Source organism: Rhizobium sp. BK456 (genome assembly GCF_014194045.1).
GTDB classification, from domain to species: Bacteria; Pseudomonadota; Alphaproteobacteria; order Rhizobiales; family Rhizobiaceae; genus Rhizobium; species Rhizobium redzepovicii.
The window spans coordinates 237,814-259,179 of sequence record NZ_JACIAO010000005.1; the positions used below are offsets into that span (position 1 = coordinate 237,814).

General features: G+C 61.1%; 24 protein-coding genes. 11 read left to right on the forward strand and 13 right to left on the reverse strand.

Features of this window, described 5'->3' with window-relative positions:
* The first annotated feature begins 10 nt into the window (after positions 1-10).
* Positions 11-1,051 carry a sulfate/molybdate ABC transporter ATP-binding protein gene (locus FHX03_RS16520; protein WP_183778017.1) on the forward strand — a complete coding sequence of 347 codons (1,041 nt, stop codon included), beginning with the start codon at positions 11-13 and terminating at the stop codon, positions 1,049-1,051.
* Positions 1,052-1,207: 156 nt separating this feature from the next.
* On the forward strand, positions 1,208-2,074 hold the full coding sequence (locus tag FHX03_RS16525) for a cell wall hydrolase (protein ID WP_183778015.1): 867 nt from the start codon (positions 1,208-1,210) through the stop codon (positions 2,072-2,074).
* Positions 2,075-2,114: 40 nt separating this feature from the next.
* On the opposite strand, the gene pepT is transcribed toward FHX03_RS16525, so the two are convergent.
* The 7 genes from pepT to FHX03_RS16560 all read right to left on the reverse strand — a co-directional run bounded on the left by pepT (position 2,115) and on the right by FHX03_RS16560 (position 9,690).
* Complete coding sequence (gene pepT / locus FHX03_RS16530) at positions 2,115-3,347, reverse strand: peptidase T (protein WP_183854604.1); 1,233 nt, start codon at positions 3,345-3,347, stop codon at positions 2,115-2,117.
* A gap of 94 nt (positions 3,348-3,441) precedes the next feature.
* The gene (locus FHX03_RS16535) at positions 3,442-4,500 is read right to left on the reverse strand and encodes an ABC transporter ATP-binding protein (RefSeq protein WP_183778011.1); all 1,059 of its coding nucleotides are present in this window, start codon (positions 4,498-4,500) and stop codon (positions 3,442-3,444) included.
* Between the two features lie 4 nt (positions 4,501-4,504).
* The gene (locus FHX03_RS16540) at positions 4,505-5,335 is read right to left on the reverse strand and encodes a carbohydrate ABC transporter permease (RefSeq protein WP_097625486.1); all 831 of its coding nucleotides are present in this window, start codon (positions 5,333-5,335) and stop codon (positions 4,505-4,507) included.
* A 4-nt stretch (positions 5,336-5,339) separates the two neighbouring features.
* Positions 5,340-6,275, reverse strand: coding sequence for a carbohydrate ABC transporter permease (locus FHX03_RS16545; RefSeq protein ID WP_183778009.1), 936 nt, complete (start codon positions 6,273-6,275; stop codon positions 5,340-5,342).
* Between the two features lie 233 nt (positions 6,276-6,508).
* The gene (locus FHX03_RS16550) at positions 6,509-7,768 is read right to left on the reverse strand and encodes an ABC transporter substrate-binding protein (protein WP_012555219.1); all 1,260 of its coding nucleotides are present in this window, start codon (positions 7,766-7,768) and stop codon (positions 6,509-6,511) included.
* Between the two features lie 30 nt (positions 7,769-7,798).
* Positions 7,799-8,971: a PLP-dependent transferase gene (locus tag FHX03_RS16555; RefSeq protein ID WP_183778008.1), complete on the reverse strand. Its 1,173-nt coding sequence runs from the start codon at positions 8,969-8,971 to the stop codon at positions 7,799-7,801.
* Positions 8,968-9,690: a FadR/GntR family transcriptional regulator gene (locus tag FHX03_RS16560; RefSeq protein WP_049732927.1), complete on the reverse strand. Its 723-nt coding sequence runs from the start codon at positions 9,688-9,690 to the stop codon at positions 8,968-8,970. The genes FHX03_RS16555 and FHX03_RS16560 overlap by 4 nt, the downstream gene beginning before the upstream one ends.
* 218 nt (positions 9,691-9,908) lie before the next feature.
* On the opposite strand from FHX03_RS16560, the gene FHX03_RS16565 reads away from it, so the two are divergent.
* Both FHX03_RS16565 and FHX03_RS16570 read left to right on the forward strand, forming a co-directional pair.
* Complete coding sequence (locus FHX03_RS16565; RefSeq protein ID WP_183854606.1) at positions 9,909-10,406, forward strand: DUF995 domain-containing protein; 498 nt, start codon at positions 9,909-9,911, stop codon at positions 10,404-10,406.
* 318 nt (positions 10,407-10,724) lie between these two features.
* Positions 10,725-11,294: a hypothetical protein gene (locus tag FHX03_RS16570; protein ID WP_183778004.1), complete on the forward strand. Its 570-nt coding sequence runs from the start codon at positions 10,725-10,727 to the stop codon at positions 11,292-11,294.
* 65 nt (positions 11,295-11,359) lie between these two features.
* On the opposite strand, the gene FHX03_RS16575 is transcribed toward FHX03_RS16570, so the two are convergent.
* A complete protein-coding gene (locus FHX03_RS16575) occupies positions 11,360-11,899 on the reverse strand; it encodes a cytochrome c (RefSeq protein WP_183778002.1) in 540 nt (179 codons plus the stop codon).
* 196 nt (positions 11,900-12,095) lie between these two features.
* Between FHX03_RS16575 and FHX03_RS16580 the strand changes: the two genes are divergently transcribed.
* The 7 genes from FHX03_RS16580 to FHX03_RS16610 all read left to right on the forward strand — a co-directional run bounded on the left by FHX03_RS16580 (position 12,096) and on the right by FHX03_RS16610 (position 17,088).
* Positions 12,096-12,599 carry a cytochrome b gene (locus tag FHX03_RS16580; protein WP_183778000.1) on the forward strand — a complete coding sequence of 168 codons (504 nt, stop codon included), beginning with the start codon at positions 12,096-12,098 and terminating at the stop codon, positions 12,597-12,599.
* A gap of 124 nt (positions 12,600-12,723) precedes the next feature.
* On the forward strand, positions 12,724-13,122 hold the full coding sequence (locus tag FHX03_RS16585) for a hypothetical protein (protein ID WP_183778316.1): 399 nt from the start codon (positions 12,724-12,726) through the stop codon (positions 13,120-13,122).
* A 92-nt stretch (positions 13,123-13,214) separates the two neighbouring features.
* Entirely contained in the window at positions 13,215-13,442 is a 228-nt protein-coding gene (locus FHX03_RS16590; RefSeq protein ID WP_183777998.1) for a hypothetical protein, read from the forward strand.
* On the forward strand, positions 13,439-14,902 hold the full coding sequence (locus FHX03_RS16595; RefSeq protein ID WP_183854608.1) for a TolC family protein: 1,464 nt from the start codon (positions 13,439-13,441) through the stop codon (positions 14,900-14,902). The genes FHX03_RS16590 and FHX03_RS16595 overlap by 4 nt, the downstream gene beginning before the upstream one ends.
* Positions 14,903-14,916: 14 nt before the next feature.
* Positions 14,917-16,263: a multicopper oxidase family protein gene (locus FHX03_RS16600; RefSeq protein ID WP_183854610.1), complete on the forward strand. Its 1,347-nt coding sequence runs from the start codon at positions 14,917-14,919 to the stop codon at positions 16,261-16,263.
* A 34-nt stretch (positions 16,264-16,297) separates the two neighbouring features.
* Complete coding sequence (locus FHX03_RS16605; protein WP_183854612.1) at positions 16,298-16,786, forward strand: plastocyanin/azurin family copper-binding protein; 489 nt, start codon at positions 16,298-16,300, stop codon at positions 16,784-16,786.
* A 14-nt stretch (positions 16,787-16,800) separates the two neighbouring features.
* Positions 16,801-17,088, forward strand: coding sequence for a copper-binding protein (locus FHX03_RS16610; RefSeq protein WP_183854614.1), 288 nt, complete (start codon positions 16,801-16,803; stop codon positions 17,086-17,088).
* Positions 17,089-17,276: 188 nt separating this feature from the next.
* Here FHX03_RS16610 and FHX03_RS16615 read toward each other — a convergent pair whose 3' ends face one another.
* The 5 genes from FHX03_RS16615 to FHX03_RS16635 all read right to left on the reverse strand — a co-directional run bounded on the left by FHX03_RS16615 (position 17,277) and on the right by FHX03_RS16635 (position 21,274).
* Positions 17,277-17,645, reverse strand: coding sequence for a hypothetical protein (locus FHX03_RS16615; protein WP_183777987.1), 369 nt, complete (start codon positions 17,643-17,645; stop codon positions 17,277-17,279).
* Between the two features lie 94 nt (positions 17,646-17,739).
* On the reverse strand, positions 17,740-18,123 hold the full coding sequence (locus tag FHX03_RS16620; RefSeq protein WP_183854616.1) for an EF-hand domain-containing protein: 384 nt from the start codon (positions 18,121-18,123) through the stop codon (positions 17,740-17,742).
* Positions 18,124-18,272: 149 nt separating this feature from the next.
* Complete coding sequence (locus tag FHX03_RS16625) at positions 18,273-18,578, reverse strand: hypothetical protein (RefSeq protein ID WP_183854618.1); 306 nt, start codon at positions 18,576-18,578, stop codon at positions 18,273-18,275.
* 235 nt (positions 18,579-18,813) lie between these two features.
* On the reverse strand, positions 18,814-19,629 hold the full coding sequence (locus FHX03_RS16630; RefSeq protein WP_183777982.1) for an endonuclease/exonuclease/phosphatase family protein: 816 nt from the start codon (positions 19,627-19,629) through the stop codon (positions 18,814-18,816).
* Positions 19,630-19,810: 181 nt separating this feature from the next.
* Positions 19,811-21,274 carry a phospholipase D-like domain-containing protein gene (locus FHX03_RS16635; protein ID WP_183854804.1) on the reverse strand — a complete coding sequence of 488 codons (1,464 nt, stop codon included), beginning with the start codon at positions 21,272-21,274 and terminating at the stop codon, positions 19,811-19,813.
* Between the last annotated feature and the right edge of the window lie 92 nt (positions 21,275-21,366).

A 21,366-nucleotide genomic window follows, 5' to 3' on the forward strand; every position in this document is an offset into this window, starting at 1 on the left:
AGGATTGGGAATGGAAGTACGCGTTCAAAACATCCGCAAGGAATTCGATCGTTTTCCGGCGCTGCACGATGTCTCGCTCGGCATCCGCTCCGGCGAGCTGATCGCCCTGCTCGGCCCGTCGGGCTCCGGCAAGACGACGTTGCTGCGCCTGATCGCCGGCCTCGAAAGTCCGACGGAGGGGCAGATCTTCTTCGGCGACGAAGATGCCTCGAAGAAATCAGTGCAGCAGCGCAATATCGGCTTCGTCTTCCAGCATTATGCCCTGTTCCGCTACATGACGGTGCTCGACAACGTCTCCTTCGGCTTGAGAGTCAGAAACAGCGCGCGGCGGCCGGCCAAGGCTGATATCCGCAAGCGAGCGCTGGAACTGCTCGAGCTCGTGCAGCTCTCCGGTCTTGAAAAACGCTACCCGGCGCAGCTTTCCGGCGGCCAGCGCCAGCGTGTGGCGCTCGCCCGCGCGATGGCCGTCGAGCCGAACGTGCTGCTGCTCGACGAGCCCTTCGGGGCGCTCGACGCCCAGGTGCGCAAGGACCTGCGCAAATGGCTGCGCGAGATCCACGACCGCACCGGCCACACCACCGTCTTCGTCACCCATGACCAGGATGAGGCGCTGGAGCTTGCCGATCGCGTCGTCGTCATGAGCCAGGGTGCGATCGAGCAGGTCGGCACGCCGGATGAGGTTTACGACAATCCGAACTCGCCCTTCGTCTTTGGCTTCATCGGCCAGTCGAACTGCCTGCAGGTGGAAATCTCAGATGGCGATATTCGCTTCGAAGGCCGGTCGCTCGGCCTCAATGCCGAGGGCGAGCCGGACGGCACGGCGCAGCTCTATTTCCGCCCGCATGACGTGCGGCTCTGCGAATCAGCGGAAAACTGCATCGCCGGCCAGCCGGTTTCCAGCCGCCGCGTCGCCGGCACCCGCCACATCGAACTGGATATCGGCAATGACCGCCCGCATATCGAGATCGAGCTGCCGCCGAGCGAGGCCGACAGGCTCGACCGCCACCGCGTGGCCTTCAAGCCGACCCGCTGGAAGCTGTTCCGCAGCTGAGGGGGTGTTGTCACGGCCCGACTCCTTGCAGGACTCTCATTTGGCGAGAGGCCCTTTGGTTTTTTGTGATCTATGGTTGTTTGTATTTTTGTCACATGACGAGTAAAAGATTTTCACGTTAATAAGTAGGACTAATCCCACAGGAGGCACCTTGCGTTGAGGGCGGAGATTTCCTTTGGAATATCCCTGATCGGGATTTTGTTCGTAGGGCTGGCGGCTACAGGCTGCACGACGACACCGAAACCGGCGGCAACGGCGGCGAAGACAAAGCAACCGGCGAAAGTTACCTTCAACTACACGAACAAGGACCGCGACTGCCTGCAGCGTGCGATGTATTTCGAATCGCAGCACTCCGATGAGGACGGCTATATGGCTGTCGGAACCGTGGTCATGAACCGGCTGACGTCAGGCGCCTATCCGCCGTCGATCTGCGGCGTCGTCGCCCAGGAAAAGCAGTTTGCGCCGGGCGTGATGACGCGCGAAGTCAAGCCGCAGGCCGAAACCGAGCTGGCGACCGCCGCCGATGCGATCCTCAAAGGCGCCCGTCATCCCGCGGTCAAGGATGCGATGTTCTTCCACACCGACGGGCTGAAATTCCCTTACAACAACATGCATTATGTGGCGGTCGCCGGCGGCAACGCCTTCTACGAGAAGCGCGGCGCCGATGGCATGCTGCAAACGCCGCCGCCGCTGCCCGCCTATGAGGTGGCGATGAACTATGTGCCGGGAGAAAGCATGCTGCCGCCGCAGTTCGAGGCTTTGATCCCCTCGGCCGTTCCGGTTCCGCTTCCGGCGCCGGATCCGATGCCGACGGCGAGCACGATGTCCCCGATCAATGCGGCGCCCACGGCCGCCCATATGGCGCCCATCGCAAATCCCATGCCGATGCAGATCACGGCGCCGGTGACCGCGCCGGAAACCTCGATCGAACCGGACCCGGGAATGCGGATCGCGATCCCCATCCCCCGCCCCGCCTATGACAGCGTCATGCTGCGCGGCAGCGTCGCGGCGAACGGCGGCTAAGCCCGTCGTTCTTCCGGTTGTGGGTTAAATTGCAGGGCGCTCACGCGCGGTCTTCCCACACCTTGGCGAGTTCCACGATCGTCTTAACTGCCTTTTCCATATCCTGCCGGCTGACCCACTCGAGCGGCGAGTGGAAGGCATGGCCGCCGGCGAAGATGTTCGGGCATGGCAGTCCCATGAAGGAAAGGCGTGAGCCGTCCGTGCCGCCGCGGATGCTGCCGCGCACCGGCGTCATGCCGGCACGGCGCACGGCTTCGATGGCGTTGTCGACGATCTCCGGGTGCCGGTCGAGCACCACCTTCATGTTGCGATACTGTTCCTTGACCTGAAAATGATAGGTCGAGCCGGGATAGCCCGCCATGACCTCCTTGACGATGGCTTCGAGCATCGTTTCCTTTTCCACCAGTCCCTTGTCGGTGAAGTCGCGGATGATGAGGCTGAGCGAGGCCTTTTCCATCGAGCCGGTCACGCCGGTGGGATGGATGAATCCCTGCTTGCTCTCGGTGGTCTCCGGCGCCATCTCCTTCGGCAGCCGGTCGATGATGGCGCCGGCAATCTTGATGGCGTTTTCCATGCGGTCCTTGGCAAAGCCCGGATGAATAGCCACGCCTGAAATAGCGATCTCGACGCCATCGGCCGAGAAAGTCTCGTCCTCGATATGGCCGGCCGTCTCGCCGTCCATGGTATAGGCGAAGTCGGCACCGAGTTTCCTCAGGTCAACCTTGTTGACGCCGCGACCGACTTCCTCGTCGGGCGTGAACAGGATCTTGATCGTCCCGTGGCGGATCTCGGGATTGTCGATCAGGAACTGCGCGGCAGTCACGATTTCCGCCAGCCCCGCCTTGTCGTCGGCGCCGAGCAGGGTCGTGCCATCGGTGGTGACGATATCGTTGCCGATCTGGTTATTCAGCTCGGGATGCTCGGAAACGCGGATCACCCGGCTCGAATCGCCGGCAAGTTCGATGTCCCCGCCGGCATAGTTGCGGATGATCTGCGGCTTGACACCCGTGCCGCTGAAATCGGGCGCGGTATCCATATGCGAGCAGAAGCAGATGACCGGCACCGCCTTGTCGCTATTTCCAGGAATGGTCGCATAGACATAACCGTGTTCATCGAGATGCGCGTCGGCCAGCCCAATCTTCAGCAGTTCATCGACCAGCACCCGGCCGAGATCCTTCTGCTTTTCGGTGGTCGGCTGCGTCGACGAGGCAGGATCGGATTGCGTGTCGATAACGACATAACGGAGAAAGCGGTCGAGAACAGTGTCGGTCATGGCATCCAATCCAGCAAATCACCTGGTTGATATAATCCTCACGGACGATGCGGCAAAAGGTTTTTCCGCTCGCAATGCGTGAGGATTGACCTGATCAATCGACGCGTAGCCCCTCGTCGTCGAACACATGCAGGTACTGCGCCGGGAAAGCCACATTGACCTTCGGGCCTGCCTTCAGCGCTTCGCGATCGAGCGTGAAGATCTTGAACGGCAGGCCGTGCAGGGCAAGATGCAGGATGATGCCGAAGCCGGTGGGTTCGACGAGTTCGACATCGGTGGCAAGGCCCGCCCCGTCATTCGTCATCAGCACATGCTCCGGCCGAATGCCGAGCGTAACCTTGGCACCATCTTCAAGGGGCAGCGGCTTTGCCAGCGGAACGATCGTTCCGTCCTGCAGCTTGACGCCGCCGTCGACATAGCTCGCATCGAGAAAATTCATCCCCGGCGAGCCGATGAAGCCCGCGACGAACAGATTGGCGGGGTGATCGTAGAGTTCGAGCGGACTGCCGACCTGCTGCACCACGCCGCCGTGCATGGCGACGATCCGGTCCGCCAGCGTCATTGCCTCGATCTGGTCATGGGTCACGTAGATCGAGGTCGCCTTCAGGTCGCCGTGCAGCTTCTTGATTTCGGCACGCATCTGTTCGCGCAGGCGCGCATCGAGATTGGACAGCGGCTCGTCGAACAGGAAGGCCTTAGGCTGGCGCACGATGGCGCGGCCCATGGCGACGCGCTGGCGCTGGCCGCCGGAGAGCGCCTTCGGCCGACGTTCAAGCAGCGGATCGAGACCGAGCTTGGAGGCGGCCGCGGAGACGGCACTGGCGATCTTCTCCTTCGCCGTCTTCCGCAGTTTCAGGCTGTAGCTCATATTGCCGGCAACGTTCATATGCGGGTAAAGCGCATAGGACTGGAACACCATGGCGATGTCGCGGTCCTTGGGATGCCGCTCGTTCACCCGGGCGCCGGCAATGCGGATCTCGCCTGATGTGACGTCCTCCAGTCCGGCGATCATCCGCAGCAGCGTGGACTTGCCGCAGCCGGAGGGGCCGACGAGCACGACGAATTCGCCGTCCTTGATCTCGAGGTCGACACCGTGCAGCACCTGCACATGGCCATAGGCTTTGCGGATATTCTGGATCTCGATCGATGCCATTTGTTTAACCCTTGACCGCGCCGGCCGTCAGGCCCTGGACGAGATAACGCTGGATGAGCAGGAAGAAGAGGCCGGCCGGAATGAGCGCCATGACGCCCGCCGCCATCATCTGCCCGAAATCCACCGAGAATTTCGAAACGAAGGTGAGAAGCCCGACCGGGAAGGTCGCCGCGTCGTTGCCGTTGATCAGCATCAGCGCAAAGAGCAGTTCGCTCCAGGCGGCGGTGAAGACGAAGCCGAGTGTGGCAGCGATGCCGGGCAGCGTCAGCGGCAGGATGATCTGGCGAAAAGCCGTGAACTGCGTCGCACCGTCGATCATCGCTGCCTCTTCCAAATCCTTGGGGATACCGTCGAAGAAGGACTGCATCAGAAAGGTGGCGAAAGGCACGTTGAAGGCGGTGTAGACGATGACGAGCCCCGTCAGGCTGTTGGTCAGGTGCAAGGGCGACAGGATCTTGAAGATCGGCGCCACCAGCATGACGAGCGGGAACATCTGGGTCAGCAGCATCAGCGCGACGATCCAGTATTTCGCCCGGAAATTGAAACGCGACAATGCGTAGCCGGAAAGCGAGGCGCAGACCGTCACGGTCACCGCCGTCGAGGCCGAGACGATCAGGCTGTTCTTGAAGAAAGTCGGAAAGGCGCTGTGCTGCAGCACGAAGGCATAGTGATCCCATGTCGTGCGCGACGGCCACATGCGCACGCCTTCGCTATAGAGCAGGTCGTTCGGCGTCACCGAGACCTTGAGCAGCCAGAACAGCGGGAAGAGCGCGAAGGCGATATAGCAGAGGATTGCCAGGCGGTGCGCGATGGTGGGGATGGCGGATCGTCTCATCGGCTCAATCCTTGTTCAGCAGCGTCTGCCGTAGCAGGATGATCAGCATCGAATAGGCAAGCAGCAGCACGAGCAGCACCAGCGCGATCGCCGAGGCATAACCGAAATCGAGCCGCTTGAACGCCGTGGTGAAGATGTAGCTTGCGACGATCTGGGTGCGGTCGGCCGGCCCGCCATTGGTCATGACGACGATCAGATCGGCGAAATTTGAGATCCAGACGGTGCGCAAGAGCACGGTGATGGCGATGGTCGGCGCCAGAAACGGCAGGGTGATCGAGCGGAAGCGCTGGAACCATCCGGCGCCGTCGATCGACGCCGCCTCGTAGAGATCGCGCGGGATCGCCTGAAGGGCGGCCAGCAGCGTGATCGCGAAGAACGGAATGCCCCACCAGACATTGGCGACGATCGGCCCCCACATCGCATAATTGGGATCGGAAAGGATATTGCCCGGCTCATGCATCAGGCCGAGCCCGAAGAGCCAATGCGGGATCGGCCCGATGACCGGATTGAACAGCCAGGCCCAGTTGAGGCCGGCAAGAAAGGACGGCACGGCCCAGGGCAGGAAGACCAGCGCCTGCGCAATCGCCCTGCCCGGGAAGGGCTTGTCGAGCAGAAGCGCCAGGATAAGCCCGAAGGTAAACTGCAGGACGACGGAGGCGCCGGTCCACCAGAGCGTATTCCTCAGCGCTCCGTAAAAGGCCGGATCGCCCGCAAGCTCACGGAAATGATCGAGCCCGATGAAGCCGCCGGAAAACGGATTGAGCAGCTGGATATCGCGAAAGGCGTAGGAAACGCCCAATGTCAGCGGCACCAGCATCACCGCAATGATCAGGACCAGCGACGGCGCGCTGTAGAGATAAGGCTGCGAAGCATCGGCAAGACGACGCAGCCATGGCCTGCGGTCACGACGCATGTCGAGCGTATCGGCGGAAATGGTCATCAGATTGCAGTTTCCATCGTCTTACCCGGTTGGGAATTGGTGATGTTTCTGAATGGAGAGACCGGAGCCCCCTCATCCGACCCTTCGGGCCACCTTCTCCCCGCTGGGGAGAAGGGGAATGAGGCGCCGCCACGAGTCTCTTCTCCCCAGCGGGGGTCCGAAGGACGGGTCGAGACCGGCGGCTCGACGTAAGGCGGATGAGGGGGCTTCTGGCTCGAAGCCCCCATCACCCCTTACTTCTTGCTCAGGAACTTCTGCTGCGCCTTGGTCAGATAGTCCGCCCACTGGTCGGCCAGATCCTTCGCCGAGATATCGCCGAGCAGCGCCTGCTGCGAGGTCTTGATAGCCAGCGAATCCTTGAAGAAGGCGAACTCCTCGAGGTAGGTCGGCATCACGGTCGGCACCGTGTTCGGGTCCGCCAGTTCCTCGAACCAGCCCTTGAACTGGTCACCGGCATAGAAGGGGTCCTTCTCGGCGGCCGTATAGGCCGGCAGAGCGCCGATGCGCTTGTTCCACTCGATATTGCCTTCCGGCCCTTCGAGGGTGGCAATCAGCTTCCAGGAGAGATCCTTGTTGCCGCTGGTCGCAAACATCGACCAGCCGCCATAGCCGATCGTCGGGAAGGACTTGCCATCCGGGCCTTTCGGCAGCGGCATGACGCCGAAATCTTCCTTTTTCATCCGTTCGGCAATGGCGATCAGCGCATCCGGATCCTGGTCGAGGAAAGCACAGGTGCCGGAATAGAAGCCGGCGACGACTTCGTTGAAGCCCCAGTTGACGCTGTCCTTCGGCGCATAGCCCTTCTTATAGAGATCGACCATCCATTCGATGCCCTTGGCCCAGCCCGGGCTGTTCATCGTCGAGGTACCGTCTTCGTTGAAGTACTTGTTCGACCCGGCCATCGAGGCGGCAAAAATCATCCAGCCGTTGAGCCCGCCCGCGCCGCCGCGCATGCAGTAGCCGTATTTACCCTGCAGTTTGGAGATCTTTTCCGAAGCGGCGGTGAACTCTTCCAGCGTCTTCGGCGGCGCTGCGACGCCAGCTTCCGAAAGCAGCTTCTTATTGTAGAACATCGCCCTCAAATAGAAGCCGTAGGGCAGCATATAGGCGGTGTTCTTCACGTCGCGGCCAAGTTCGAGCGCGCGCGGCGTCAGCTCCTTGGTGTGCTCCCACTTTGCGAGATAGGGCTCGAGGCTTTCGAGCATGCCGTTATTGGCATAGAGCGACAGCCAGGTATCGGGCATCTCCATCACATCGGGCACGTCGCCGGCCGATACCATGGTCGCGAACTTCTGGAAGGCTTCGTTCCACGGCAGCGAGATGATGTCGACCTTGGTGCCGGGATTGGCGGCCTCGAATTTGCCGACGATCGATTTCAGCGTTTCGGTGCGCTCCGGGCTGGTGATGACTTCGACAAGCTTCAGCGTCGTATCGGCAAAGGCCGTACCCGCCATCATCGAAGCAAAGAGCGTCGAGATTATTAGTTTTTTCATGCTCAGTTCCCCCTTTTAGGTTCTTGGGTTTCAGGATTGCGAGGCGGCGGCGAGCGCCTCCTCGATGTCTCTCCACAGCGCCTCGGTTCCTTCGAGGCCGACATGGAGGCGTACGGATCGCGCATGGATGCCAAAGGTTTGCGCGGAATTCGGCTGTGCCTTCTGCTGCAGCACCACCTCGCCCGGTACGATCAGGCTTTCATGACCGCCCCAGCTTACACCCAATTTGAAGAGCTTGAGGTGGTCGGCGAAGGCGCGGATATCGACGCCGTCGCGGAAGATGAAGGAAAACAGGCCCGAGGTGCCGTTGAGCCCGGCCGGCAGTCGGTTGGCGAGGCCGGGATGGCAGACCGTCTCGACCACTTCGAGCTTCTGCAGGCGCCTGGCGATCTCGAGCGCCGATGCCTCATGCGCCCGCATGCGCAGCGGCAGCGTGCGCAGGCCGCGGATCAACAGCCAGGCATCGAAGGGCGAAAGCTTGCCGCCGAGATAGGGATAGGCCTCGGCCTTGATGCGGGCGATCATTTCCTTCGAGCCGGCAACGATGCCCGCCACCACATCGCTGTGGCCGCCGAGATATTTCGAGGCTGAATGGATGACGAGGTCGACGCCGAGCGTCAGCGGCCGCTGGAAGAACGGGCTTGCCCAGCTGTTGTCGATCATCGAGACGACGCCGTGGCGCTTGGCCAGCGCTGCGAGCGCGCCGACATCATGCGCCTCCATCACCCAGCTCGTCGGGCTTTCCAGGTAGAGGAGCTTGGCGCCGGGCAGTGCCTTGGCGACCGCCTCCTCGTCGCGCCCGTCGACATAGGTCACTTCGATCTTCATCCGTTTCAGGATGGTGCCGAACAGGCGGAAGGCATCGGGATAGACGTGTTTGACGGCAACGATGCGGTCGCCCGGCTCGACGAAGCTCAGCACGGATGAGGAGATCGCCGCCATGCCGCTGGCAAAACCCAGCGCATCCTCGGCACCTTCGAGCTTGGCCAGCATCTCCTCGAAGGCGCGCACCGTCGGGTTCAGCCCGCGCGTATAGGTCGGCCGTACCTTCTCGCCACGATAGACGGTGATCATCTCGTCATAATCGGAAAAGGTGAAAAGCGAGGTCTGGAAGATCGGCGGCACGACGGCGTCGGCGAAATTGCCGTCGTCGTGGGCGGTGATGATGGAGGCAAGATCGAACGGGTCTTCGCCGCTGCTCATTTGGACATTTCCTTGATGTCTTCCTCGACGATGTCGAGGATCTTCAATGTTTCCGCGCGCGCCGCCTCGGCATCCCCGGCCGCGATCGCGTTGAAAAGGGTGCGGTGGAAGGGAAAGGACCGGCGGGCGAAATCCTGCCGGTCGAACGGATGTTCCCAGAAGCGCTCGAATGTCTCGCGCATCTGCTCGAGAAGCTGGCGAAACAGCGGATTGTGGGTGGCGTCGTAAACGGCGAGATGGAAAGCCAGATCCTCCGGCCCCGAGGTGCCCTTCTCCAGATGCACCCGCTCCATCTCGTTGAGCTTTTCCTCGATGACGACAAGATCCTTCGCAGTCCGCCGCCTAGCTGCGACCATGCCCGCCTCGCACTCGATGCCGCGGCGAACCTCCAGCGTCTGCAGCAGCGCATCGCGAAGATGCACCGCATCGAAGGACAGCGGCATATGGATCGTCGCCCGGGACACCGGCTTCAACAGATAGGTGCCGCTGCCCTTGCGCGTCTCGATCACCCCGAGCGCCTGGAAATGGCGGATTGCCTCGCGAATGGTCGAACGCCCGACGGCAAGGGCCGCCATCAGCTCGCGCTCCGCCGGCAGCCGATCACCGGCCTGCAGCCGTGCATCCTCGACATAATCCGCCAGCGCATCCGTCACCTGACGCGCGCGGTCCATGGCGGGAAGCGGCCGGATCACCGGCCTGTCGCTAAGCTTTGCCTTCATGGTTCCCCATTTTTCTTGTCAGGCAGTCAGTTCGTCAAATTGGTCTGACATCTTAGCATTTATCAAAGAGCGAAATCCGTCAAGCGATGTTTGGGATAAAGTGGTGGTGGCTTGTCAAGTGACGTAACGGTAGGGCTAACGCCCTTAGCTAGATCAGGCGAATTGGCGAACATTCCGAAAAGGTGTTCCGTCACATCGTCAAAATGGAGGAACCAGCCATGAATAAGCTGTCAGTGCTCGCAGTTATTTCTGTGACGGTTATTGGCCCATCGATATCGTTCGCCAAAGATGAAGGTAAGTTGCCGAAAGGCGCCGTTGAATTGTCCGAGCAGGAAGTCAAAGATCTCTACGTCGGCAATTCGGTCAAATATGATGTCGGAGACGGGTTGGTATACTACACCTGGTCAGCGGATGGGACGTTGAAAGGCGTTAAGGTTGGAAAGAAAAAGGGAGAATACGGTTATGCGGACGGCACGTGGACCGTAACGGGCAATATGTTTTGCTTCAAATCCGACTGGAAGAACAAGGCCGGCGATGTCGTATATGTTTACCAACCGTGCAAAGCGTGGTGGCGTGTGGGTAAACAGAAATGGACCAAAAACGTTTCCGGGGACGATCAATACAACGGCGACATTTATAACAACGAGATAAAGAAGATGTCGAAGGGTGACAAGGTGACGGCAATGTTTGATACAGCAAAAGCGTCGGCCAAATAGCATGACAGCAGCAGTCGGCGGCAACGATGATCGTCAACTTGAAACTCGTCTAATAACTCGACCGCCTGAGCCCTCGAACGACAGCACCGATGGCTTTACCAGTGGCGCTTTCATCGAAGTGTAACCCACGGTGCCCTCATCTTCGCTCTGCCGCCTCCACGTCATCCGCCTTGCCGAGTTGATGGGATAGACGGGTGAAGTGTATGTTGCGGGAAGCAAAAGCCCTGATGACTTGGGTAGCATCACGCCAGGGATTGTGCCTCCAAGCTTGCCATGACCGCTTCAAAGGGTTGTGGCCCAAAGTATAGGCTGTGAAGCATGCGCGACTATGTGAAAAGTGCAGGTTTTCATCGACATATGCGCTTACTGCTGGCTTCCAAATTTCAGGAGCTCGGCTGGGAATCGCAAACGGGCAAATGCAGCTTTGCCCGTGGAAAAAGGGTTTTCTGGCTTCAGATATCCCAATCGTCGAACAGCCTGATCGGCGGCAAATTTACACTCAATGTTTCCGAAGGTTCCGGCGCCGCTGGCGACACAAGGATATTGCGCCACTTGAACGAGGCTGACCGGGCCATTGGCAAGGCTTTGGAAGAGCACATTATCGCCCGCCGTCCCCGGCCTGATCCCGATCCGGACATAGAGGTCGTCGGAGACGGCGGACCTCTCCTGTTAAAACTCGGTGATCTGGCGAAGGCAAATCCAAGACAGTGGGATGGTCCCTCCGACGTCTGGCTGCCCTACTTCAGCAAAAGCGATCTCGACGAATGGGCCGCGTTTTTGTTGCCCCGTCTTGAGCGACTGATTCGGCCGTCTACGCCTGAAATCACCGATCCGATGACGTGGACCAAGCGGTTTGACCGCCTCACGGGTCTGTTTCGCTGGAGATGAGCGGGACGTTCGACCTTGGACCACTGGCGAATGAGTGGTGCCGCCGCATGCACGGAAACCTGACGTCAGCGCTCCATCCTGAACCGAGCATGGCAGGTCGTGCAGGTCTGCAGCATCAAATGGAAAATGTGTTCGGCGGGAAGCGACGAAAGGCTCGCCGCGTTGGTGACTTGGGTTCCGAGCGGTCCGCCGCCCATCGGCTCTCCTGGCCGCATCCGCATGCGGTCGGTCATCGCCCCGGGATTGGCCTGCGCCTGCGCATCAAGTGCGCGCGCATAGACCCGAAGATCCTCCGCGAGGCGGTCGAAGCGGTCGCGCTCCTCGATGATGTCAGGCTTCGCCTCCGACCTTGCATCCTCGACGCCATCGGTGAAATGTCCAGCAAGGATCTCGCCCGACCTCTCGGCAATGGCACCGGCGGCGGCCGCGAATTGCTTCGATGAGTAAGTGTCGGGGTTTCGGAACATCTCGGCTATGGCTTTCGCCGCCGCTGCCATGGCCTTCATGTCGGCCTGTCGGTCGCTGATAATATCCGCCCTCGCCGGTGGAACCAGCGTAGACACGGCGACGATGGCGCCGAAAATGGGGGCCACTCCTGAAATCATCGAGAACCTCGCATGTGATTGACCAGCCGATCGCACCAAGTCCGGCGAGCTGAGCGATCCTCCGATCCTGTCGCAGCGAAGTCGAGCGAAAAGAGGGCGTAATGCCCCTGCACGCGGCGGGCCTCGGTCTTACGGCTGGCAGCGCACGAAGCATTAACTGCGGCAGGATAGTTTGCGGGGAGATCCGGAGGGGATGATGAAAGGCAGCTATTCGACGGCGCAGATAGGCCTTCATTGGCTGATCGCTCTGCTTCTTCCGATCCAGTACCTCACAGGCGGCAGCATCGAACGCACACATCATGCCGCCCATATGGGCGTCACACCTTCGTCGTTCGATCTCTTTCAGCACAACGTCCACAATTACGCCGGCATGCTGATTGGAGTTCTGATGGGCGTCCGGTTGCTTCTGCGCATCAAGACCCCGCCGGCGCCGCAATCGCCGGCCTCGTGGTGGCAGAAGGCCGCGGCCGGCTTTCACCACGCTCTGTACGTGGCAATTCTGATGCAAGCCGGCTTGGGTTTCGTCACCAGCTATCTCTGGTTCGGAACCGCGGCCTACCATGTCGCCCTGGCGAACATCATCCTGGCGATCGTCGCTCTCCACTTCGGCGCCGCGGCGTGGCATACACTTGTCATCAGGGACGAGACGCTTGATCGCATGATCTTTCCCCGCCGCAATCCAACCTCCGAAAAGCTGTAGACTGAGATCCACCGAGTGTCCGGCTGCCGGCGCATGATGCGCTGGCGCCACAGAATTGGCGGGAATCTCTGCCAGTCCTTCGTCGCAATTGATAATGGACGGCGTTCGATGTAATCGACACACTATGGGTCATATGTACCGAATCGCACTGAGCAGACTTCTCCTCCTGGTGCGGCTGGCGATCATCATATCGCTGGCTGGGTACAGCATTTCCAGCGTCGACGCCGCCATGCATGGCCCTGCCCTGCAAGTCGAAAAGACCGTATCGAGTGCCGCGGCCCACGGCGGCCACGACATGGCCGGCGTCTCAAGCCACAAGCACGGGCATGGCGATGCGACCGACAAGGATGGTCCTTCCAAAATCGCCAAACAGGAATGCTGCAAGGATTTTTGCGGCGGCTTCGTGCTTCTGTGCGGGGGCCAAAGCTTAGGCGGCCCGGTCGTCGCCTCGATCCGGCAGTTTAGCGACGACGAGCACGTGCTGGGGGAATTGCCGCTCCTGGATCGCCCACCGAATATCTGATGAGGGATACACCCGCTTGAGCGGGTCCAGTCGGTCGCCTGCCCGCATCCGGGCAAGAGCACCGTAGGCTATCTCTTTTTCGGAATTTCATAATGAAACCCTCGCTTTTCGTGGTGGGGCTGCCGCTTGTCGTCGGCGGCTGCGCATCCACGCTTCCTCCCGACGTGGTGGCGTCTTCCGCCGCGGTCGAAGAGCCGTCCGCGCGCCCGGTCACCTACCGGTCACCAGTTTCGGGCTATGTCACTAGGCAGCCGGTCGATCCCAAGCCGTGGCGCAGACAGAACGATCTCCAGTCTCCTCAGAAGGGAGACGCCTCATGATCGACCTCAGAAGATTCGCCACGATTCTGGCATTCCCGCTGATCTTGAGCGGCTGCGTCACGGGCGCCGAATATTCAAGCAAGCAAGCGGGCTTTGCTTCCGTTGCCGACCAGACGGCGATCGTGACAACGAAGCAGACGGTCTGGATACAGAACCAGAACCAGGCCCGATCGGTCTCCGCTCAGGTCAGAAGCCTGCTCGCCCGAAAGAAGACCCTTGATGTCGAGACTGCCGTTCAGATCGCCCTGCTCAACAACAAGGGCCTCCAGGCCGCCTATGCCGATCTCGGTGACAGCGCCGCCGACGCCTGGCAGTCGACAATGCTCGTCAACCCGACCGTCTCCATTGGCACAACGGGAATGGGCACGCCGGAGGTGGAGGCGTTCAGGACCATCGAAGGGATGATCACGACGAATATCCTGGCGCTCGCGACCAGGAACCGGGACGTGGCAATCGTTGACACCCGCTTCCGGCAGGCGCAACTGACCGCAGCCGTAAAGACGCTTCAGCTTGCCGCCGACACCCGCCGTGCCTGGATCGGAGCAGTGGCGGCCTGGGAGAATGCCGGGCAGCTCCAGCGGGCCCAGGCGACGGCGGACGCCGCTTCCGAACTGGCGGAGAAGCTGGGCGAAACTGGCGCGATGAACAAGGGCGCCCAGGCCCGCGAGCATGTGTTCGTCGCCGAACTTGCCGGAGAGACGGCAAAGGCCCGTCTGGCGGCACGCCTTGCCAAGGAGGAACTGACGCGGCTCATGGGCCTGTGGGGCACCGACCTCGACTATCAGATACCCAACAGCCTTGCGGCGCTACCCAAGACCGTCGCCAGACGAGACACCATCGAGGCCGAGGCGCTCCAAAACCGCATAGACCTTCATGTCGCAAGACTCGAACTCGAGGCCACCGCCAAGTCCTACGGGCTGACCGAGGCGACACGCTATGTCACCGACCTCGAGATTCTGACCGGCTTTGAAACGGAACGGGAAATCGAGGATGACGAGAAGAAGACGAGGACGACGGCCCAGGTCGAGCTTGAGTTCGCCATTCCGATCTTCGACACCGGAAAGGCCCGGATGCGCAAGGCTGAGCTGGCTTATATGCGGGCGGCGAACCAGCTCGCGGAGAAAGCCGTCAACGTCCGCTCGGAGGCACGCTCCGCCTACGAGGCGTACCGATCGAACTACGACATCGCGCGACACTACCGCAACAATGTCGTGCCGCTGCGCAGCAAGGTCGTGGAGGAATCCCTGCTGTCCTACAACGGCATGATCACCAACACCTTCGAACTGCTCACCGACACGCGCGACAAGATCAACTCCATCCTGCTCTCCGTCAATGCGAAACGCGACTTCTGGCTGGCCGAAGCCAGCCTCGCGCCGGCGATCTACGGCGGCGGGACGAACGCGTCGGCAGGAACCGAGGTCGCCGCTGCTTCCGAAAGCAGCGGTGGCGGCGGCCATTGAAAAAGGATCCAACCATGTTCAACAGAAGACAACTGTTCGGAGCAAGCGCGGCCCTGCTGGCGGCTGGCGCCTGGACCAAGACCTCAGCCATGGGCCTCCCCGACGCTCCGACAATGGAATCGGCGGACATGCAGCCGCCGCTCCACCCGACCTCAGGCCCCGACTATCAGCCGGTCGTCACCCTCAACGGCTGGACCCTGCCACACCGTCTGAACAACGGCGTCAAGGAATTCCACCTTGTCGCCGAACCGGTGGAGCGTGAGATGGCCGATGGCATGACCGCGTACCTGTGGGGTTACAACGGCCAGTCACCCGGACCGACGATCGAAGCGGTCGAAGGCGACCGCGTACGCATCTTCGTTACCAACAAGCTGCCGGAACACACCACCATCCATTGGCATGGAATGATCCTGCCATCGGGAATGGACGGCGTCGGCGGACTGACGCAGCCGCACATCCCCGTCGGCAAGACTTACGTCTACGAGTTCGACCTCGTGAAATCCGGCACCTTCATGTACCACCCGCATTCCGACGAGATGGTGCAAATGGCGATGGGCATGATGGGCTTCTTCGTCGTCCATCCGAAAGATCCGAAGGTCATGCGCGTCGACCGCGACTTCGTCTTCCTGCTCAACGCCTATGACATCGATCCCGGCTCCTATGTGCCACGCATCATGGAGATGACCGACTTCAACATGTGGTGCTGGAACAGCCGGGTGTTTCCCGACATCAGCCCGCTGGTCGTCTCGAAGAATGACAGGGTGCGTGTGCGCGTCGGCAACCTGACGATGACCAACCATCCCATCCACATGCATGGTTACGACTTTGAGGTAACCTGCACGGATGGCGGCTGGGTGCGTCCGGAGGCTCGCTGGCCGGAGGTCAGCATCGACATCCCGGTCGGGGCGATGCGCGCCTATGAGTTCGATGCCAAATACCTCGGGGACTGGGCGATCCATTGCCACAAGTCGCATCATACGATGAACGCGATGGGGCACGATATCCCGACCTTCATCGGCGCCGATAAGTCGAAGGTAGCCGAGAAGATCAGGAAGCTACAGCCGGAATACATGCCCATGGGCACCAAAGGGATGGCCGACATGGGCGAGATGGAAATGCCCATCCCCGAAAACACCGTTCCCATGATGACAGGCTGGGGGCCGCACGGACCCATCGAGATGGGCGGCATGTTCTCGGTGGTGAAGGTCCGCGAGGGCATTTCTGCGGACGACTACGCCGATCCGGGCTGGTACGAAAACCCGCCTGGAACGCAGGCCTGGGAGTGGACCGCCGAACTGCCGGACGCGACCAAGGCCAAAGACGCGAAGACACAAATCACACCGCAGCCGACAAAGGGCTGAGGCTCAATCCCCCACGTCCAGAAAGGATATATGCATGAAGAACTTTGTAATGGCGTTGGCGTTCGCCGCCTTGGCAAGCTCGGCTTTCGCCTCCGGCAATCACGCCGGCGGCCATGGTGAGAAAATGGCCGTCGGCGAGCCTGGCGACAAGGCCAAGGCGACGCAGACGATCCGCGTCACGATGACGGAAACCGACGACGGCAAGATGCTGTTCACCCCGGCGGTCTTCTCCGTCCGCAAGGGCCAGACGGTCAAGATCGCGATCAAGAACGCCGGGACGGTCGACCACGAGTTCGTGCTCGATCAGGAAGACAAGATCCTGGAGCACAAGAAGGTCATGGAGAAGTTCCCCGAAATGGAACATGCCGACGCCAATTCCATTCGCCTCCCGGCCGGTCAATCCGGCGAAATCGTCTGGAAGTTCACCTCCGACGGCGCGTTCAAATTCGCTTGCCTGATCCCCGGCCATTATGAGGCCGGCATGCACGGCGACGTCACCGTCGCTGGGAAGTACCCTCAATAGCAGGAGCCATGAAGATGAAATCCGCAATGATCAAAATCGGGCTGGCCGCCCTGCTCTCAGGTACCGCAGCCTTCGGTGCGTTCGCTGAGGAATTTACGAAGGGCGTCGTCAACAAGGTCGACGCCAAGGCGCAGAAAGTGACCATCAAGCATGAAGAGCTGAAGAATCTCGACATGCCTGCAATGACGATGGTCTTCCGGGTCGAAGACCCGGCTCTGCTCGAAAAGCTGAAGGAAGGTTCAAGCATCGAGTTCATCGCCGAACGCGTGAATGGCAAGCTGACCGTCACCGACGTAAAATAGTGAGCGGCTGCCGCCCGGATCGAGCCGGGCGGCAGCACATCGAGGAGTGGAGACTATGCGAGAAGCTTCATCGCAATGGCCGCCGCCGCCCCTGCGTTCCCTGACGGAAGGATGCTCGCCGCCATTCACAGAGGTCCGCCCTCCGAAGGGCTGAGGCCTCGATCGATAGACCCATGTCATGCTGCCGCTCAGGAAACCGGAGCGTTGCAGAGTGCTGCCCAGAGATCGTGCTTCCAGTCGGCCCCCATCCGCGCCGACAGGTCGACCGCGTAGTCGGCGGAGTTGATCCGCACCATGGCGGGCGAACCGCAGCGGACACTTACCTCGTGTCTTCCTCTGTCGCGATAGAGCACCGTCCCGCCACCATCGGATTCCGAAAGCATGATGACGACGTCGAAATCGAAGGCCGGATTGCGGGCGGGCCTGCCCTCCGCCAGGCTGAGGCTCACCGACCGGCTACTGCCGAACGAGGCTGTATGGAAAACTGAAAGCTCTGACGCCGCTGACAGCGATGCGGACTGCGAGCAAAGGATCAAAGTCAGAAGGACTCGGCGCATTTACCCCTCCCGCGGTCAATGCGCCTGGATCGTATCATATCCTGTGAAGCCCCGCGAGCATTCACGGACCTCCGCCGCAGATCCGCAGGGTTGATTAAGGCCGCCAGAACGCCTGCATCTCCTCGGTCGTGACCTTTCCGGCCTTATTGGCGTCCACGCTGCCGAAGATCCGTTTGTGGATCGCCGTCACCTCTTCGAAGGAAAGTGCGCCGTCGCCGTCGGTATCAGCGATTGCGAACATGATCTTCATCATCGGACCGCGCATGCCCATCATTGGCATGCCGCCCATCATGCCGCCCGGCATCATCTCAGGGCCGGACATTGCCCCCTGGCTTCCGATCATTCCCTCCATTTCCGAAGGCGAGGCGGCCTGCTGCGAGTCTGTCGGATGATGCGGATCCTCAGCAGCCGCCAGGCCTGCCCCACCCACGGTGATAGTCCCGGCCAGGAGGACAGCGTTGATAATAGTCACTCTCACATGCCTTCTCCTTTGGCTGGTCACAGGTCCTGGCGGCTGGGCAGGAGCCGGACGAATTCGAATTTATCTGCTGCGCGCCCGCGCCGCCGGGCACTGCTCGATCGACAAACGGCATCGCTTGGGCGAGAGCAGCCAGACGGCGTAGCTATTCAGCCAAAACGCGGGCTGATGAAATTGAAGATAGCCCCGAGCAATGCGCCCGTGTAGCCGCCGAAGATCACGCTTTGAACAGTTCCTAAAGCCAAGCTCCTAACGTCGAATCCCGTAAGACCCAGGAAGAACTGCAGCCATGGTTTGTGGAGGCCCCATTCGGGCGCGACGAAGCCAAGAAGCATGCAAAGCAGGAACGAAACGGCGGCAAAAACGGCCACTGTCGCGCCGAGAACTGGAACGGAAACTTGCGCTGGCGTCACAGTGGACGCATCGGAGCGGCTCTGGAAAGCTGTGTTCGCCATCATGGTTCTCCTTCGGAGTTGTTGATACCGCATGAACACACGACGACGCTAAGCCAGGTCTCCGGCGAAGTCGTTGATCCACGTCAAAAACGACGCGGGTTGTGAAGGGGAATGGCAACTATGCCGGGTTGCGGCGAGACAGTCTGTTCACGGCCGTTGGCCGAGAGCGCCTGCAGCTTCAGCCTTGCGTTCGTATAATTCACCAGCACACCAAGATTCGCGGCATTGAAAAGTCCTAGCCGCCGACCGTCTTCAAATCGACAAGCGCCTTGATCGGCAGATGATCCGAGGCGATGCGGGCAAGCGGCGTATCGTGCGCCTCCACCTCCGAAATGATCCCCTTGCGGTTGGCGATGATGCGGTCGAGGGCGAGGAGCGGCAGGCCGGCGGGGAAGCTGGGGACGGCGGGGGGCAGCGGGCCGAAGGCGGATTGGAAGGTGTTGAGCGAGGAGCGGTCGCCGAGCCGCCATTCGTTGAGATCGCCGAGCAGGATGGTCGGCATCTCCCGTCTGTCGTTGATAAGTTCGACCAGCATGCGGGCCTGCTGGGCTCTGTTGTGGCGCAGCAGGCCGAAATGCGCGGCGATGATGCGCAGCACGCCGCCCTGCTCCAGCTCGATCTCGGCCACCAGCGCGCCGCGCGGCTCCAGCCCCGGTAGCTTGACCTGGTGCACGTCGTGCACCATCCCCTTCTTGAAGAGCACGACATTGCCGTGCCAGCCATGCGCCTTGGCCATGCCGGCGACCGGCACCGGGATCAGCCCCGTCTCGCGCTCCAGCCGGCCGAGATCGAGAATGCCGGTGCGTTCGCCGAAACGCGTATCGGCCTCCTGCAGCGCGATCACATCGGCGCCGATTTCATGGATCACCCGGCTGGTGCGCTCCGGATCGAAGCGGCGATCGGTGCCGACGCATTTGTGCACGTTGTAGGAGGCGATCAGCGTTCCCACGCTGCGCGGCCGTGTTTCCGTATAGGCCGGGTCGAGCCGCTTCTTCCTGCTCCGGATCGAGGCGAGAATGCTGGAGGGAAGATTGTCTTTCTTGGCGTGCATCGGAAGGCGCGATCGTTCCGTTGATCAAAAGGCTTCTCTCGGCAGTATAGGAGGGCAAGCGGAACTTGCCATGTCAAACGCCAAAAAAACGCGCGTCGCATCGACATGCAATGCGCCGGATTTTTTTGTTTTTTGCATGTCGTCCTCCCAAAAACCGCTGCACACTTTTGGGCGATATGCATTAGAGATAGGGCGAACCCAGCCACAACACCTTTTCGAGCAGCCGCACCGGGAAGGGCCGCGCCCGCAAACCGTCGAGCGTCACCGGCGTCGCCGATTTCAGGGTTTCCTCGATATGCTCGTCGATCTCGCCGGCAAAACCTTCGTTCAGCACTTCGAGATCGACCTCGAAATTCAGCCTGAGCGAGCGCGGGTCGAGATTGGAAGAGCCGACATAGGCCCAGGTGCCGTCGATCGTCAGCAGCTTCGAATGGCTGAAGCTGCCGGTCGAGCGCCAGATGCGGCAGTACCCCTTGAGGATCTGGTCGAATTGCGCCGTCATCGCCCGGTCGACCAGCACGAGATTGTTGACCGCGGGCACGACGATATCGACTTCGACGCCGCGGCGGGCCGCCGTCACCAGGGCGCTGATCAATTCGCGGTCCGGCAGGAAATAGGGCGACATGATGCGGATCGATTGGCGCGCCACGGAAAAGGCGCCCATCAGCATCTTGTGATTGGTCTCGACGCTGCGGTCCGGCCCGGAGGCGACGATGCGCATCAGGATGGGATCACCGGGGCTGCGCTGCGGCGGTTCGATGCGCCAGGCCTCCCCGTTCAACAGCTCCTGCGTGGAGAAGCGCCAATCCTCGGCAGCAAGGTCGAAAAGATCGGCGACAACAGGGCCGGTGACGCTGAAATGGGTGTCGTGAGCAAAGCTCTCGCCGGTCGCCTCCTCGCTGAAACCGGCGCGGATGTTCATGCCGCCCGTCAGCGCAATCTTCCCGTCGACGATCAAAATCTTGCGGTGGGTACGCAAATTGGCATAGGGCAGCCGCAAGCCCATGATGACATTGCCGTTGAAGACGGCGACGGTGACGCCACCATCCCGGAGATGGCCGAGAATGCTCGGCACCGAATAACGCGCGCCGACCGCGTCGATCAGCACCCGCACCGCCACGCCGCGCTTGGCCGCCGCAATCAGCGCATCGGCGATGCGAAGGCCGATCGCGTCGCGGTCGAAAATATAGGTTTCGAGCAGGATGCTGCGCGCCGCCTCGTCGATGCTCGATTTCATCGCCGCATAGGCCTCGTCGCCGGTCTCCAGCACGTCGATCGTATTGCCCGAGGTCAACGGATTGCGCGTCACCCGGTCGCCGAGCGTCTGCAGCGCCGCAAAGCGGCGGCCAAACTGGCTGATCACCGTCTCGGCCTCGGCGTCGAACGTTTCCAGCTCGTCGATCTCGGCCGCCGGCAGCAGCGCGTCGCGTCGGATGCTCAGCGATTTGCGCCGGATGCGGTTGATGCCGGCAATCGCATAGAGCACCGCACCAATGATCGGAGACAGGATGATGACGCCGACCCAGCCGATCGCCGCACGCACCTCCTCCTTGGTCATGGCGGCATGGATCGCCGCCGCGGCCCCCATGGCGATCGATACGACAAAGAGGATATGCGGCCAGTAGGTCGACAGGAGATAGAACATCGCTGGCCAATATAGCCGCGAAACGGCAGCGTTCAATCGCGCCTGCTCTCTCCCATGACGCGAAATTTCTCGCCGTGATCATTTTGCCGGCT